The sequence below is a fragment of the Streptomyces sp. NPDC127114 genome (genome assembly GCF_042677525.1).
GTDB lineage: Bacteria > Actinomycetota > Actinomycetes > Streptomycetales > Streptomycetaceae > Streptomyces.
Genome location: NZ_JBHXTJ010000003.1, coordinates 247,040 through 261,033, shown reverse-complemented (window position 1 = coordinate 261,033; position 13,994 = coordinate 247,040). Strand labels below are relative to the sequence as shown.

15 protein-coding genes and 1 pseudogene are annotated in these 13,994 nt (G+C 69.8%); 12 read left to right on the top strand and 4 right to left on the bottom strand.

The window, feature by feature from the left end; translation table 11 throughout:
* Positions 1–4: 4 nt before the first annotated feature.
* The 9 genes from ACFVGS_RS05060 to asnB are packed head-to-tail and all read left to right on the top strand — an operon-like array spanning position 5 to position 8,487.
* Entirely contained in the window at positions 5–985 is a 981-nt protein-coding gene (locus ACFVGS_RS05060) for a hypothetical protein (protein WP_384411622.1), read from the top strand.
* Positions 979–2,142: a cytochrome P450 gene (locus ACFVGS_RS05055; protein ID WP_385690462.1), complete on the top strand. Its 1,164-nt coding sequence runs from the start codon at positions 979–981 to the stop codon at positions 2,140–2,142. The genes ACFVGS_RS05060 and ACFVGS_RS05055 overlap by 7 nt, the downstream gene beginning before the upstream one ends.
* Entirely contained in the window at positions 2,139–3,026 is an 888-nt protein-coding gene (locus ACFVGS_RS05050) for an aldo/keto reductase (RefSeq protein WP_385690460.1), read from the top strand. Before ACFVGS_RS05055 ends, ACFVGS_RS05050 begins: the two co-directional genes overlap by 4 nt.
* Positions 3,026–3,481, top strand: a complete 456-nt coding sequence (locus ACFVGS_RS05045) for a phospholipase (protein ID WP_384411628.1) — start codon at positions 3,026–3,028, stop codon at positions 3,479–3,481. Before ACFVGS_RS05050 ends, ACFVGS_RS05045 begins: the two co-directional genes overlap by 1 nt.
* Positions 3,474–4,148, top strand: coding sequence for an NADPH-dependent F420 reductase (locus ACFVGS_RS05040; protein ID WP_385690457.1), 675 nt, complete (start codon positions 3,474–3,476; stop codon positions 4,146–4,148). Before ACFVGS_RS05045 ends, ACFVGS_RS05040 begins: the two co-directional genes overlap by 8 nt.
* Positions 4,142–5,107 (top strand): Gfo/Idh/MocA family protein, encoded by a 966-nt coding sequence (locus tag ACFVGS_RS05035; RefSeq protein WP_385690454.1) that lies wholly within the window; start codon positions 4,142–4,144, stop codon positions 5,105–5,107. Before ACFVGS_RS05040 ends, ACFVGS_RS05035 begins: the two co-directional genes overlap by 7 nt.
* Before the next feature lie 2 nt (positions 5,108–5,109).
* Positions 5,110–6,390: an MFS transporter gene (locus ACFVGS_RS05030; RefSeq protein WP_384411633.1), complete on the top strand. Its 1,281-nt coding sequence runs from the start codon at positions 5,110–5,112 to the stop codon at positions 6,388–6,390.
* Positions 6,368–6,631, top strand: coding sequence for an acyl carrier protein (locus tag ACFVGS_RS05025; RefSeq protein WP_384411635.1), 264 nt, complete (start codon positions 6,368–6,370; stop codon positions 6,629–6,631). Before ACFVGS_RS05030 ends, ACFVGS_RS05025 begins: the two co-directional genes overlap by 23 nt.
* Positions 6,632–6,645: 14 nt before the next feature.
* Positions 6,646–8,487, top strand: coding sequence for an asparagine synthase (glutamine-hydrolyzing) (gene asnB / locus ACFVGS_RS05020; RefSeq protein WP_384411636.1), 1,842 nt, complete (start codon positions 6,646–6,648; stop codon positions 8,485–8,487).
* Here asnB and ACFVGS_RS05015 read toward each other — a convergent pair.
* Complete coding sequence (locus tag ACFVGS_RS05015) at positions 8,471–9,469, bottom strand: helix-turn-helix transcriptional regulator (RefSeq protein ID WP_384411638.1); 999 nt, start codon at positions 9,467–9,469, stop codon at positions 8,471–8,473. The two genes, asnB and ACFVGS_RS05015, sit on opposite strands and share 17 nt — an antisense overlap.
* On the opposite strand from ACFVGS_RS05015, the gene ACFVGS_RS05010 reads away from it, so the two are divergent.
* From ACFVGS_RS05010 to ACFVGS_RS05000, 3 genes are all read left to right on the top strand, one after another.
* The gene (locus ACFVGS_RS05010; protein WP_384411640.1) at positions 9,468–9,740 is read left to right on the top strand and encodes a hypothetical protein; all 273 of its coding nucleotides are present in this window, start codon (positions 9,468–9,470) and stop codon (positions 9,738–9,740) included. The genes ACFVGS_RS05015 and ACFVGS_RS05010 overlap by 2 nt on opposite strands.
* A gap of 206 nt (positions 9,741–9,946) precedes the next feature.
* Positions 9,947–11,035, top strand: coding sequence for a hypothetical protein (locus ACFVGS_RS05005; protein ID WP_384411642.1), 1,089 nt, complete (start codon positions 9,947–9,949; stop codon positions 11,033–11,035).
* Between the two features lie 89 nt (positions 11,036–11,124).
* On the top strand, positions 11,125–11,982 hold the full coding sequence (locus tag ACFVGS_RS05000; protein ID WP_385690448.1) for a methyltransferase domain-containing protein: 858 nt from the start codon (positions 11,125–11,127) through the stop codon (positions 11,980–11,982).
* Positions 11,983–12,275: 293 nt separating this feature from the next.
* Here the strand turns inward: ACFVGS_RS05000 and ACFVGS_RS04995 are convergent.
* From ACFVGS_RS04995 to ACFVGS_RS04985, 3 genes and pseudogenes are all read right to left on the bottom strand, one after another.
* A pseudogene (locus tag ACFVGS_RS04995) lies at positions 12,276–12,506 on the bottom strand (hypothetical protein); the annotation flags it as partial.
* A 550-nt stretch (positions 12,507–13,056) separates the two neighbouring features.
* Positions 13,057–13,278: a hypothetical protein gene (locus ACFVGS_RS04990; RefSeq protein WP_385690445.1), complete on the bottom strand. Its 222-nt coding sequence runs from the start codon at positions 13,276–13,278 to the stop codon at positions 13,057–13,059.
* A gap of 151 nt (positions 13,279–13,429) precedes the next feature.
* Positions 13,430–13,993, bottom strand: coding sequence for a DUF5994 family protein (locus ACFVGS_RS04985; protein WP_385690443.1), 564 nt, complete (start codon positions 13,991–13,993; stop codon positions 13,430–13,432).
* Position 13,994 lies beyond the last annotated feature (1 nt).

Here is a 13,994-nt window from a genome sequence, read left to right as displayed (position 1 = left end):
ACCGGTGACTTCGGTGCCAGAACTCCTTGTGCTGACCAGAATCCAGGGCGGCTGGGACCTCTTCATGACCAGGACCAACTACGTCGAAGCGGCACGGACGTTGAGGAGGAACCCGGAACAGCTCGCGGAGCTCTGGGACGAACGCCGCCGTGCGGTGGAGGCGCACTCGCTCTCCGACGAGATGCGGGGGCTGTACGAGGCCCAGATCGAGCGGAGCCGTGCCGCCATGGCGCGACTCGCTCCCCCTCTGCTGCAGAGGTTCGAGGGCAACGCCGTGCCGCTGATCGAGCATGCCTGGCTGCGGAGCCTTCCCCTGCGGGGCAGCGCGGTCGAGGCGGCCCGGGCGGTGTTGGAGGAGCTTTCGCTCCCGGCCGAGGAAGCGCTGTCGACGGTCACCAGCCCTCCCGGCGGCGGGCCGTCCGCCCGAGTCGCCAGGACGACCACCGGCTATCGCATCCTGGCCACGGACGACGGCACCACCTCGTCCCTCGCCGCGCTCCTCCACGAGCTGGGGCACTACCTCTACGAGACCGACCCGGGGCCGGGCCCGATCGAAGGCCTGGTGCACTACGTCGAGTCCGAAACCGCCGGACTGGCTCTCGGGCGGGTGGGGTTCGACAGGTACCTCGCCGGACTCCCCGAGCCCGGCGAGCTGCGACGGCTCTGGGCCTCCTACTGCGACACCGAGGCATGGCTGAACCACTTCTACTTCCTGACGGAGGCCTCCGAGCTGGGCCTCTGCGAGCCGCCTGCGAGCACCGTGGACATGCTCTACCTCCGGGACAGCTACAGCTCCTCGGTCGGATACCAGTTCGTGTACGCCGTGGCATCGAGCCTCATGGCCGACGACCCCGCTCTCCTCGTCGCCCAGCTCGCCCCCGCGAACGGCCCCGGCTTGACCGGTGAGCGGTTCTCGCTGCCGCCCTATCTGGAATTCGACCCCGCACACCGCCGTACAGGAGAGGAGACGACCTCCACATGCTGACCGATCACGTGCGACACGACCCCCAGGACGAGGTCGCGGCGCGCTTCTACAGCAAGATCGACCGGAGCCGGGCCGTCCAGCAGACCGGCGAAGGGCCCTGGCTCGTCCTCGGTCACCCGGAGGCCGTACAGCTTCTGCGGGACCGCACCGTGAGCAGCATGACCAGGAACCCGGGCCTGGGCGTCTGGGACCAGGTCTCCTCGCGTTTCTTCATGTTCAAGGACGGCCGGCAGCACCTGCGCCTGCGACGCATGGTCGGCGACTGCTTCACCCCCGCCCGGCTGGCGGAGCTGAAGTCCGTCATCCACCAGGCGACCTGTGAGCGCCTGGACCGGCTGAGCGAGCTCGCCGAGGCCGGGGAACGGCAGACCGACATCATGACGACGGTGGCCTACCCGGTCGCGGCGGACGCCATCTGCCATCTGCTGGGTGTGTCCCCGGTCGAGGGTGCCTTCCTCGGTGAATGGGCCGTCTCGCTGTCCCGGCACACCACGGACGAGCAGTTCAATCGCAGCGCCGAACAGATCCTCGCCTTCTTCCGGGAACAGCTGACCGCCTACCGCGAGACCCCCCGGATGTCCGGGCTGCTGCCGATCATGGCGGAGCGCGCCCATGCCGCGGGCATGGAGGACGACGAGCTCCTCGCCACGTGCATCCTGCTGGTCGTCGCGGGCTTCGAGACGAGCGCGAACTTCTTCGGGAACATGCTGCTGTCGCTGCTGTGGCGACGCGAACGGTTCGAGCGGCTGCTGGCCGACGAGGCCCTGGTCGCGCCCGCGATCGAAGAGCTGCTGCGGCTGCACACCCCGGCGCACGTGGTGATGCGCAGAACGACCGAAGCCACGGTCGTGGGAGACACGGTCATACCGGCCGACGCCCAGGTCGCCGTACTCCTGGGGCTGTGCAACCGGGATCCGCGGGTCTTCGACGATCCGGACGCCTACCGGCTCGACCGCGCCTCCAACCCCCATCTCAGCTTCTCCCAGGGCCCGCACTACTGCGTGGGCGCGTCACTGGCCCGAGTCGAGCTGGAAGCGATGCTGCGCGCGGTGCTCGACCGTCTCCCCCTGCTGTCCCTCCTCGCGGAGCAGCCCCTGCGCTGGTCCGGCCGCTTCCTGGGCAGGGGCCTCGACCAGCTGCGGGTCCTCGCGTCATGAGTGCGCAGACCGATGCCGTCGTCGGGAACCCGCCTGCGGTGGAGCCCGCCCTGGCGTGGGGACCCCTGCGCCTGGGTCTGGGCGGCAACCGCCTGGCCGGACCCGACTCCTTCGGCCCGCCGCGGGACGAGACCGAGAGCCGCAGGGTCGTCGGACTCGCCTGTGACAGCGGGGTGGCCCTCATCGACACCGCCGACTGCTACGGCCCCTACTGGTCCGAACGCATCATCGGCGACGTGCTGAGCCGGCGTGACACCCGGCCGATCGTGGCCACCAAGGTCGGTGTGGTGCGCGACGCGTCCGGCGGCTGGGCGGTCGAGGCAGACCCGCAGAGCCTGACCCGGGCCGCCGAAGGCAGCCTGCGCAGGCTGAAGCTCGAAGCGGTCGACGTGCTGCAGCTGCATCACCCCTCCACCAGGATTCCCCTGGAGGACCAGGTCGGTGCCTTGCAGGACATACGGCGCCGAGGCCTGGCCCGTCATGTCGGACTGTGCAACGTGACGCTCGAGCAGCTTCGGCGTGCCGAGCGCGAGGGGCCGATCGTCAGCGTGCAGAACCACCTGCACGCCCGGCGCATCACGCCGGACGACCTGCGCCTCGTGGCGTACTGCAAGGACCGGGGGATCACCGTGATGGCCTACCAGCCGTTCGCCGAGGGTGCCCTGCTGACCGAGCCGGGGGTGGTCCGAGCCGCCGAGCGGAAGGGCGTCCCCGCCGCCCAGGTGGCGCTCGGTGTGCTGCTCGACCTCGGGGAGCACGTGCTGCCGATTCCCGGCGCGGGGTCGGCCCGCCACATGCGGGCCAACGTCGACGCCGTCGTGAACCACCTCGGCCTGGCCGATCGCGTCTCCCGTCCGACACCGACCGATGCGGAGCACCTGTGATGCGACTGCCCGAACGCCCGGGGCCGCGGCCGGTCACCAGTGCCACCGTGCCGCACCAGCAGCTCACCCAGAACTCCCCGTACCACGTACAGCGACGGCTCCTGCACCGGTGCGGGGAGCTCGCCGGAGTCGAGGTGTCCGCCACCAGGGTGTCCGTCCCGGGCGCCGTCGGCCTCCAGCTCACGACGGCAGGGGAAGACGGCCGAACGCTCGAGTTCGCGCATGCCCACCCTTCGTACGACGGCTCGTGGCACGTCTGTCTGCCCGCGGACGAGGCGGCCTCGGTCGTCGAGGCCGGGTGGGGTGAGTACCACCCGCTCGCCGGTGACCGGCTTCCCCGGGGCACCGTCCTGCTGTTCGCACCGCGGGACGGCGAAGAATCCGAGGTCTGCTTCGGCGTCCTGAAGAGCGCGCACGACTTCGCTTCCCGCACGCTTGGAGGGTCCGATGACTGACGGCGGCTTCGGTTCCGTGTGCGTGCTGGGCGCCGGCCGTTTCGGCACGGCTCTCGCCCTGCGGCTGATGGACCACGGGGTCGGTACCCGGGTCGCGACCCGCCGTGCCGATGCCGGGACGCCCGGCCGCCTGGGCCCCCTGCTGGAACGGCGGGCTGTGCGGCCGACGCTCGAAGCGCTCGACGGAGCGGACCTCGTGATCCTCGCGCTTCCCTTCCCCGCCGCGGTGAACCTGGCGGAGAGGTTCCCCGGGTTCGCCGAGGGCCGGATCGTCGTCGACGCGACGAACCCGCTGACCGAAGAGGGCGATGGCATCGTCCTGCCTCCTGACACCAGCGGAGCCGTCGAGATCGCGCGGCGCATCCCGTACGCGCCGCTGGTCAAGGCCTTCAGCACCTGCACGACGGAGGACCTCACCTCGCGCGGCACGGAGGCGGTCAACCTGGTGGCGGGAGACGACGAGCGGGCGAAGCGGACCGTCATGCGCCTGTCCCGGCACATCGGTCTCGCCGCTCTCGACGCCGGTGTACTGGCCCACTGCGGTGTCCTGGAGGGCATGGCACTGCTGCGCGAGGAGATCCGCCGTCGCAACCCGGACGCCGCGGCCTCCCACCGCTTGACGCACGCTCTGCCCGACTCCGGGACGAGGGTGGAATCGCCATGGTGAACTGGGGATTCATCGGCGCCGGCCATGTCGCCCGGGTCGCCATGGCACCGGCTGTGCACAGGTCCCGGCTGAGTACCCTGCGGATCGCGGCAGCCCGGGAGCTGCGGAGGGCCGAGGCCCTCGCACCCCGGAAGCAGACCACCGACTACGAGGACGTGCTGGCGGACGACGCCGTGGACGTCGTGTACATCAGCCTGAGCAACGAGAGCCATCTGCGGTGGTGCGTCAAGGCGCTCGAGGCGGGAAAACACGTGCTGTGCGAGAAGCCGCTCGGTCTGTCGACCGCGGAGGTGGACCGGATCGCAGAAGCCGCCGACCGCGCGGGCCGTATCGTCTCGGAGGCCATGTGGTACCGGTGGCACCCGCGGATGCGTGCCGCGGAACGGATCGCCCGGTCCTTCGGCCACGGAGCGCATGTCGACGCGACGTTCGCCGTGCACCGGACGGATCACGGCAACTACCGGTGGGACCCGGCGCGGGGCGGCGGCGTGCTCTACGACCTGGGGGGCTACGTGCTGAGCGCGGTGCTGGCCGTGAACGGCTGGCAGGCGCCCCGGGTCGTGTCGAGCACCATGGACACCGGCCCGAGCGGCGTCGACACCAGCACCACGGCGTCACTGGCATGGGACAACGGCGCGACGGCCACGATCCACGTGTCGTTCACGGCGGAACAGCCGCGTGAGGTCCTCGACCTGCGCGGAGACGGAGAGCGGCTCTCGCTGCCCGACTGGCCGTTCACCGCGATGGCGCAGGACACCGTGCACCTGGTCCACCGCGACGCATCCGGCCGGAAGACGGTGACGACGTACTCCGACATCGGTTCCTACGGGCTGATGGTGGACGACTTCAGCCGCGTGGTGAGCGGCGAGCGCGGCTGGGTCATGCCGCTCACCGAGTCCCGCGCGGTCGCCGCGCTGTCCGAAGCCGTGGCCCACGAAGCCTCATCCAAGGAGAACTGACCATGGCCCCCACACACAGCAGGCGGTCCTTCCGGGGTCTGTGGGCAGCCACCGCCACGTCGAACCTCTCGGACGGAATCAGCCTCGCCGCAGCGCCCCTGCTCGCGGCCACCGTGACCCACGACCCGGCGCTCATCGCCGGCATCACCGTGGCGCAGCGGGCCCCCTGGCTGGTCCTGGCCTTCCTGTCCGGCGCCCTCGCGGACCGGCTGGACAGAAAGCGCGTCGCGCAGGCGGCGAACTGGATCCGCACCGCGGGATTCGTGGCGCTCTCGCTGGCGGTCCTCGGTGACGCCGTCTCCATGCCGCTGCTCTACGTGGTCTTCTTCGCCATCGGGACGGCCGAGACGCTCTACGACAGTTCGTCGTCCGCGTGGCTGCCGACCCTGGTCGCCCCGGACGACCTGGGCCGGGCCAACGGGCGCCTGCAGACCACGTTCGTCATCTGCAACGAGTTCGTCGGGCCACCGCTGGGCGGACTCCTCTTCGCCTCCGCGGCCGTGGCCCCGTTCGTGCTCGGAGCCGCCGGCTACGTGGCCGCCGTCGGCCTGCTGGCGCTGATCCCCACGGCGGTCCGGCACCGGCAGAAGCCGTCCGCGGAACCTCTGACGGCGAAGACCATCGCGGCGGACATCGCCGTCGGCGCGCGATGGTACTGGTCCTCGCCCACCCTGCGGTCGATGAGCGTCGTCGCGGCGATGGGCAACGCCGTCAACGCCGCCACGTACGGCATCCTCGTGCTGCTCGCCACGGACGTGCTGGGTGTCACCTCGGGCTGGTACGGCGTCCTGCTCGCGGCCGGTGCCGTCGGCGCGGTCATCGGTGGCCTGGTGGCCGGCAAGGTCGGCGAGTGGATGCCGATCGGCACGCTGATCCTGGTGACGAACCTGGTGTCCGCGGGATCCACCGTCGGCATGGGGCTGGCGATCAGCCCGGAGGCCACCGTCGCCTTCATGGCGCTGGACGGCTTCGCCGTCCTGATCCAGAGCATCCACGTCGTCACCCTGCGGCAGCAGATCGTGCCGAACGAGCTGATGGGCCGCGTCACCTCGGTCTTCCGGTCCGTCGCGATCGGCGCCTTCACCGTCGGCGGCATCGCCGGCGGCCTGGTGGCGAAGTTCTTCGGAATCCCTGCCGCCTTCTACGCCGGCGGTGTCGCCATGGCGGCCACCGCCTTCGCGGTCCTGCCCGTGCTGAACAACAAGCGCCTCGCCCAGGTGAGGACAGAGGCGGTCGCTCATTCACTGAAGGAGGAAGAAAATGAAACAGTTCACTCTCGATGATCTGGTGGGCGTCCTGCGGGAATGCGCCGACCCGGACGGCTGGGCCGAAATCGAGCTGGGCGGAGACATAGCGGACGAGAGTTTCGAGGACCTCGGTTACGACTCGCTGTCCCTTTTCAACACGCTGACGCAGATCGAGAACGAATGGGGAGTCGAGCTCTCCTTCGACATCGTCTACAAGGCCGCGACCCCCGGCACCCTGGTGAAGGTCGTCAACGAAGCGCTTCCGAAAAGCGCGTAAGAGGGGGCAGGGACATGTGCGGAATCGCCGGGTGGGTGGACTTCGGGCACGACGTGTCGGCGCGGCACGACGAGATCCGGGGCATGACCGACACGCTGGCCTGCCGCGGCCCGGACGCGGAGGGGATGTGGACGGACCGCCACGTCGCCCTGGGGCATCGCCGGCTCGCCGTCATCGACCTCGACGGCGGCCGGCAGCCGATGACGGACGAGCACGCCGGCCGTGAGCGCGTGACGCTCACGTTCTGCGGAGAGGTCTACAACTTCTCCGAGCTGCGTACCGAGCTGATCGGCCACGGTCACACGTTTCGCACGCGCAGCGACACCGAAGTGGTGCTCCACGCCTATCTCCAATGGGGTCCTTCCTTTGCCGAACGCCTGAACGGGATGTTCGCGCTGGCGATCTGGGACGGCCGGAACGAGGAACTGACCCTCGTACGCGACCGCATGGGCGTCAAGCCCCTGTATTACTTCCCCACCCGGGACGGTGTGCTCTTCGGGTCCGAACCGAAAGCCGTTCTTGCCCACCCGACCGTGTCCGCCCGCGTGAACGCCGATGGACTGCGCGAAGTCCTCGACATGGTGAAGACACCGGAGGCGGCCGTCTACTCCGGCATGTACGAGGTCCGTCCCGGGCACCTCGTGCGGGTGAGCCGAAAGGGGCTGACCAGGCATCGCTACTGGGCGCTGGAAGCCCGCGAGCACACCGACGACCTCGGCACGACCATCCGGACGGTCCGGGAGCTCCTGGAAGACACCGTCCAGCGCCAGATGGTGGCGGACGTCCCCCTGTCCTCCCTGCTCTCCGGCGGCCTGGACTCCTCCGCCATCACGGCTCTGGCAGCCCGGACGCTGGAGTCGGGCCGGCTGCGGTCCTTCTCCGTCGACTTCTCCGAGGCCGCCGCCCGGTTCCAGCCCGACGCGGTCCGTGGGGCGGCCGATGCCCCCTACGCGCGCGAGCTGGCCCGGCACGTCGACGCCGAGCACACCGAAATCGTCCTGGACAGCGCCGAGCTGCTCAGCCCCGCCGTGCGCGCGGCCGTCCTGAGGGCCACGGACCTGCCGCCGGCCTACTGGGGTGACATGTGGCCGTCGCTCTACCTGTTGTTCAAGGCGGTGAAGCAGCACACCACGGTGGCCCTGTCAGGGGAGTCGGCGGACGAACTCTTCGGCGGATACCGGTGGTTCCACAATCCGGGCGCGGTCCGGGCGGACACGTTCCCCTGGCTCACCTCGGGATCGGCTCGCTACTTCGGCGGGCTCCGGCTGCTCGACCAGGGACTGGTGGAGAAGCTCGACATTCCCGGATACCGCCGGGACCGCTACCACGAGGCCCTCGGCGAAGTGCCCGTGCTTCCCGGCGAGGCGCCCGAGGAACGCCGGATGAGGGAGATGAGCCATCTCAACCTCACGCGCTTCGTCCAGACGCTGCTGGACCGCAAGGACAGGATGAGCATGGCGGTCGGACTGGAGGTCCGGGTCCCCTTCTGTGACCACCGACTGGTGGAGTACGTGTTCAACACCCCTTGGGCGATGAAGGCGTTCGACGGCCGGGAGAAGAGCCTGCTCCGCGCAGCCACGGCCGATCTGCTGCCCGCGTCCGTCCTGGAACGCGTCAAGACCCCGTACCCGACCACCCAGGATCCGGCGTACGAGAGCGGTCTGCGTGCCGAGATGGCCGAGATCCTCCGCGACAGCAACGCCCCTGTCCGGGCCCTGCTCGACGTGGAGAAGGTGCGGGCGGCCCTGGACCGACCGCAGGGAACGACCAGCAGGGCCTACGACCGGGGCAGTCTCGAGATGGCGATCTGGCTGAACAGGTGGCTCGGCTCCTACGACGTCACTCTGGATCTGTGACGTCGGACTCGCCGAGGAGGTCCGAGGTGGCCAGCAGATAGCCGAGCTGCGCCCGGTTCGTGCTTCCCAGCTGCTCGGCGATCTTCGCGATGTGCGACCGGCAGGTCCGGACGCTCATGCCCAGGCGCCGGGCGATGGCCTCGTCGACGTGACCGGAGATCAGCAGCTGGCAGATGGTCCGGCGGATACTCGGGATCACGCTGGGCTCCTCCCGGCTCCGACTGCTGGGAGTGAGAGGGGTCGCGCGCTGCCAGGCGCGCTCGTAGACGTCCACGAGAAAGGCGATGAGTGCCTGGTTGCGGACTTCGAGAGCGCTCTGCCGGTCGCTGCGGGCCGGGATGAACGCCACTTCACGGTCGAAGATGATCAGCCGCTCGAAGAGCTCGTCCAGCGTGCGGACCTGGGCCTGGTCGCCGGCGTCGGCGATCTTGTGGATGTAGTCCATGGTCGCCGGGTTGTAGCGCACGGTGTGCTGGTACAGCGTCCGCAGCCGGACCCCGCGGGCGAGCAGGTCCCGGCTCCGCTGCAGAGCCTCGGAGAGGACCGTCGAGGAGCGACTGCCGCCCGGCTGGGCCGTGAGCAGCTCGGTGGTGCACCTCTTGGTGGCGTCGTCGATGGCGGCGTTGATGGCCGGCAGGCCCTGGAGCATCACCAGGTCCGTGGTGGGGCGCTGCTGGGCGTTGTAGAGGGCCTCGATCGGGTCCAGGGCCTGCTGCAGTCCCTGAGCGACCGCCTGGCGCTGCTGGATCTCCTCCTCGATGGGACGCACGAGCATGGCGAGGGCGGTGGACGGGCGGATGGGCGTCAGCGACCGGTCACTGCCGGGGACGGGCTGGAGAAGCTGCAGCCGCAGGAGACAGGCGGGTGCGGAAGACTGATCGGCGTGGCCGGTACGGACCGCGTTCGCGTAGTACTCGACGCCACGCTCGCAGAGCGCGTCGCCGGTATGGCAGCCTGCGCCCGATTCGCACGCTTCGGTCATGTTCAGCCTCCTGCAATGTCACATCATGAGCACCTTCAACTCTTGTACGGCCGAAGCTGCCCGGGAGAAGCTCTCATCGATCGCGGGTAAGGCACCCGCGAATGAGGGGGAAATGATGAAGCTTCGCCACAAGGTTACCGGGCTGACAATCGCGCTCATTGCTTTGGTTGCGGCCCTCGCCCCGACCGGAACCGCCGATTCCGATTTGACGGCCACGCAAACTCCCGTCGCCGCCAGTTTCTCCAACGCCGCCGACCCCGGGTGGGATTAGTCACTCCGCCGGAGGGCGCCGCGGACCGGACGCGGCAATCAACGAACCGGAAAACCATGCGACACCTGCCGCCACCGTACGAACCGCCGCAAAGCCCTGGTGACCTCACACGTCGCCTCGAAGCACTCCTCGCGGCGGACGTGCCGGCCGTCTGCCCCGTATACGTCGGTCTCACCGCCCCGGTGCCCTGCTCACCGAAGCACGCGATGGCGACCTACGCCATTGCCGAGCATTTGGCACGGCGCGATGTCGAGGCGCTTCCCGCATTCAGCGGGATTCCGCCCCGTCGACTGCGCGTCCTCACCGCGGCCAGTTGGGGTCGCGCGGACGCGGTGGGGTCGGAGATCGACCATCTTCCGGCGGATCTGACGACCGAACTCTGGTGGCGGATAACCCAACTCTGCGCGCATTCCGAGGAATTGACACCTCTTGAACGCGACACGGCCGGTACGTTGATGCTGCGCCTGGGCTACCCCGAGCAGGCGGCACGGCTGCTGGGAATCACCGACGTACGGGCGGGCATGCCGGCCTTCCCTCCGGACGTCCGGCCGGAGCACGTGCTCGCCCGGGCGGTCGTCTCCATGCAGTTGCATCCCAGGCCGGCTCTCGTGGTGACACAGGCCCTTCGAGCGGTGGCGGATCCCCGCCTGTCCGTGCTGACCCGCCTGACACTGGCGGGCTTCGCGATGCCGCTCGAAGCGAGCCGCGAGGCCGGATCCGAGGCGCTGTACCAGACCGTACGTCTGGCCGAACAAGCGCTGACGCGACTGGTCGACGTGGACCCGGAGCACCGGTGGGTCGAGCGGAAGGCCCTCCAGTCGCTCTCCGACGCCGCCGTCCTGAGAGGGGAACCCGAAGCCGCGTCCGCCTACCTGGACCGGGCCGCGTGGGGGCTCATGGGCATGCGACCCCACGGCGGCCTGCACCAACTGGCATGGGACGAAGAGGTACTGGCCTTCCTCGAGTCCCAGGGGCGAGCCTGCCGAAGCAAGGGCGACGCCGAGGGCGCGGTGGCCGCCACCTCCCGCATGCCGGGCATCGATCCGTACGACGCGCATGCCTGGGCCGCCCACGGCCACACGCTCCTGGCCTCCGGCCGCCTGGACGAGTCGCTGCGCGCCTACGAGGAGATGCTCTGTCTGGGAGGGCATCCGGTGGCCGCGGCCGCGTTCCACCTCGGCTGGATCCACGAGAGCCGCGGCGAGAGACGGCGCGCCCAGGACTCGTACGCGTACTCGTACTCGATCGACCCCACGGTTCCCGCCGTCAAGGAGAGGCTTTCTGCCTTTCGCTGACGCCCGAAGAGGCGCACCCGCGGACGGCTCCGGTCGAGACCGGCCGGGACCACCACGCCCCACCGAACACCAACCGAGGAGAACATCCGATGTTCGAGGCCCACCACCACGCACGCATGCTCGCCGACGCCACGCGGCTGACCGCGTTCCACGACGCCATGGCGGAGGTGATCGGCGACGGGGACCGGGTCCTCGACGCCGGAGCGGGTACGGGAATCCTCGCGGCCATGGCCTCGCAGCTGACCGCCGGGACGGTCGTCGCGGTCGAGTACCTCCAGGACACCGCTTCCTTCGCGCAGCAGGCCCTGCGGGACTCGCACCTCGACCGCGTGGAAGTGGTCCAGGGCAACGCGGTCCAGGTCGACATCGGCACGCCTCCCGACGTCGTCGTCTCGGAGACGATCGGTTCCCTCGGACCCGAGGAGAACATCGTGGGCCTGACCCGTGCGCTGCGGCAGCGCTACCCCGACATCCGGGCCTTCATCCCCTCACGGCTGCGTGTGCTGGCCGAGCCGGTCGTCTCGCCGGAGGCGGACGCCCTTCGCGCGAGTGTCATGGGAGCGTTCACGCGGGAACAGCCGGGCGGGCTGTCGTTCGCGACCGTGCTGCCGGCGGCGGAGCATGCCCTGGGCGGCCAGATCATCACCGCGCGACTGACCGAAGCGACCTCGGCGGGACCCGCCCAGCCACTGGTCGAATACGACCTGGGCACCACACCGGACGCCGACTTCAACCGGACGCTGTCCCTGGGCGACTCCCCGGCCAACGCCGTGCACCTCTACTTCGAGGCACCCCTGTCCCCGGGCGTGACCCTCAGCAGCCACCGCACCGCGGCGTTCACGCACTGGGGCCACTCGTACCTCGTCCGCCCACCGCACGCCTCCACGGTCACGATCACCTACCGCAACGCCGACCGCCGCTTCACCTGCCACTGGGACCACAACTGAGGGCGCCGGACCCCATGGCGACGGTCCCTGCCGCTGGACAACGACGAAGGCCCAGGTCGCTGACCTGGGCCTCCGCGGAAGAGCGGATGCCGGAAATCGAACCGGCGCTAGAGCTTGGGAATCACCGACGCCCATCCTGATCATGATGTCTGACCTGCGAAAACAGCCACTGAGGCAGTCCATCCCAGGGTGCGTTGCTACCGGTATCGACCGCTGTTCACCGCTCGGGACGGCACGGCTGGGGCACGGTCAGTTTCCTCGGAGGCGCGGCGCTCCCTGGCCGTGCACGGCGATCAATCGTCCGGTGGGCCTTCCGTTTCCTGGAGTCTTTCGGCGATGTCATCGGCCCACTCCTGAGCCCATCGGCGCAACTCCAGGGTCTGGTGCTCGCCGAGGCCGTACGCGGCGAACTCGATGTCATCGATCCAGTCCGCGCCGGCGAGCCGGGCCTGGAGTTCGGAGAGGTCGAAGGCGTCGCGGGCGTGGCGGCGGCCGAGTTCTTCGAGCTCGGCGTGACTCCATCGCCATCGCCCGGTGTTCGTGCGCCTGGACGGTGCGACGGTAGGACCGGGTCGACCGGACCGCCGCTGAGCTTCCCGTCCGACCGGGGAGGTGTCCCTCGTGTCGCCTTTTCCTGGACCTGATCCCGTCGCGATCGCCTGCTCTTCATCGGTCTCGTGCTGGTCGTGGCAGACCTCATCCACGTCGCCACGCGCACGCGTCCGCTCACCGCCGCCTCGTCCGGTGACGGATCCGAGTCCGTCGCACCCGCACGGAGCTGGCCGGCGCACGCCGTGGAGGGAGACGGATACGGATACGCCTCGTGGCCCGATGCCGAAGCCAGCGTCACGCGTGGGAGCTAGGCCGCCTCGCGTCGAGCCGCACTCGTGCCAGGGGCGGACGCTTGCGCATCCTCGTCGAGCGGGAAGGTTTCGACCTCCCCGAAGTCGGGCGCCTGGAAGGGATGTGTGGTGGGGCGCGGTGATGCAGCAGAGGTGCAGGGGGACGCCTCCGCTGGAGCGGAGTTGCGGTTTCATGAACGGATCTGGTGTGCCGTGACCGGGTGCGGCGGTCCTACAGCTTGCTCATCTTGGCGTACGGACTCACGATCCGCTCTTGCGTCGAGCCGAAATCCACGACCGCCGCGATCCCGTCCTCGATGCCGATGACCCGGCCGAGGCCGTGCACGTCGTGTGTGACCTGGTCGCCCACGGCGAACTGCTGGGGAGGCAGCGCGACCGGGGCCTTGAAGGGGCTGGTGGGCAGAAAGCGCTTCGGTGCACTTGGCTTCGTCATTGCTGCCAGTATGCGCCCACGCGTATCCGCTACGGCCGTTCACATCCGCAGCGCGCAGTAGCTGAGAAGGGTCTCGCCGAGCGGCCTCTGTTGTTGACGGCTGTTCACCGCCCCTCAGGGCACGGGAGCGGAGGGTGGGGCGCAGCAGGTGTCATCTCCGCATGCCCTGGGGCGGCAGGTAGATCATGCGTGCCCCGACGACGGGTCGGGGGTGGAGACGGGGCTGCCGGGAGGCGCCGCCGTCGGTCTCCCAGGCGTCCTCACCGGCCCCTGCCTCCCGCAGGAGACGACCGGTCTCGTGCTCCTCGGACATCAGGGTGCCGGTGGTGTGGACGTTGCCCGGGGCGGACGCGGCGGCCATCAGGCGCGCTGCGGAGGAGGGTTCGGTCTCCGGGGGAATCACGAGCAGGTCGCAGCGGCCGAGGCCGTACGAGAGCAGGATCAACGTGTCGGGGGCCTGGTCGGTGAACCAGCCCACGTGCACGGCGTAGCCGCCGACGGGGACCTTGCGCAGAGCGACAGGCCAGGGGGCCGGGTTCGCGGTGATGCGGGTGACGCGTCCGAAGCGGTCCCGCAAAGCCTCCACCAGGGGAAGCAGCTCGGTGGCGAGATCGCGTGAGTACGGCCACCAGGCGCCGTCCAGCAGGCCGGCCATGGCGGCGTTCGGGGTCAGGGCCAGGCGGGCCTGGCGCGTGGGAGCAGTGGTGCTGGTCATG

What these genes read in the sequence shown, in the direction of transcription:
- ACFVGS_RS05010 (WP_384411640.1), top strand. Translation starts at nt 9,468, where the DNA reads ATGTTCAGCCTCCTGCAATGTCACATCATGAGCACCTTCAACTCTTGT.
- asnB (WP_384411636.1), top strand. Translation starts at nt 6,646, where the DNA reads ATGTGCGGAATCGCCGGGTGGGTGGACTTCGGGCACGACGTGTCGGCG.
- ACFVGS_RS05000 (WP_385690448.1), top strand. Translation starts at nt 11,125, where the DNA reads ATGTTCGAGGCCCACCACCACGCACGCATGCTCGCCGACGCCACGCGG.
- ACFVGS_RS05040 (WP_385690457.1), top strand. Translation starts at nt 3,474, where the DNA reads ATGACTGACGGCGGCTTCGGTTCCGTGTGCGTGCTGGGCGCCGGCCGT.
- ACFVGS_RS05015 (WP_384411638.1), bottom strand. Translation starts at nt 9,469, where the DNA reads ATGACCGAAGCGTGCGAATCGGGCGCAGGCTGCCATACCGGCGACGCG.
- ACFVGS_RS05025 (WP_384411635.1), top strand. Translation starts at nt 6,368, where the DNA reads ATGAAACAGTTCACTCTCGATGATCTGGTGGGCGTCCTGCGGGAATGC.
- ACFVGS_RS05035 (WP_385690454.1), top strand. Translation starts at nt 4,142, where the DNA reads ATGGTGAACTGGGGATTCATCGGCGCCGGCCATGTCGCCCGGGTCGCC.
- ACFVGS_RS04985 (WP_385690443.1), bottom strand. Translation starts at nt 13,993, where the DNA reads ATGACCAGCACCACTGCTCCCACGCGCCAGGCCCGCCTGGCCCTGACC.
- ACFVGS_RS05055 (WP_385690462.1), top strand. Translation starts at nt 979, where the DNA reads ATGCTGACCGATCACGTGCGACACGACCCCCAGGACGAGGTCGCGGCG.
- ACFVGS_RS05045 (WP_384411628.1), top strand. Translation starts at nt 3,026, where the DNA reads ATGCGACTGCCCGAACGCCCGGGGCCGCGGCCGGTCACCAGTGCCACC.
- ACFVGS_RS05005 (WP_384411642.1), top strand. Translation starts at nt 9,947, where the DNA reads ATGGCGACCTACGCCATTGCCGAGCATTTGGCACGGCGCGATGTCGAG.
- ACFVGS_RS05050 (WP_385690460.1), top strand. Translation starts at nt 2,139, where the DNA reads ATGAGTGCGCAGACCGATGCCGTCGTCGGGAACCCGCCTGCGGTGGAG.
- ACFVGS_RS04990 (WP_385690445.1), bottom strand. Translation starts at nt 13,278, where the DNA reads ATGACGAAGCCAAGTGCACCGAAGCGCTTTCTGCCCACCAGCCCCTTC.
- ACFVGS_RS05030 (WP_384411633.1), top strand. Translation starts at nt 5,110, where the DNA reads ATGGCCCCCACACACAGCAGGCGGTCCTTCCGGGGTCTGTGGGCAGCC.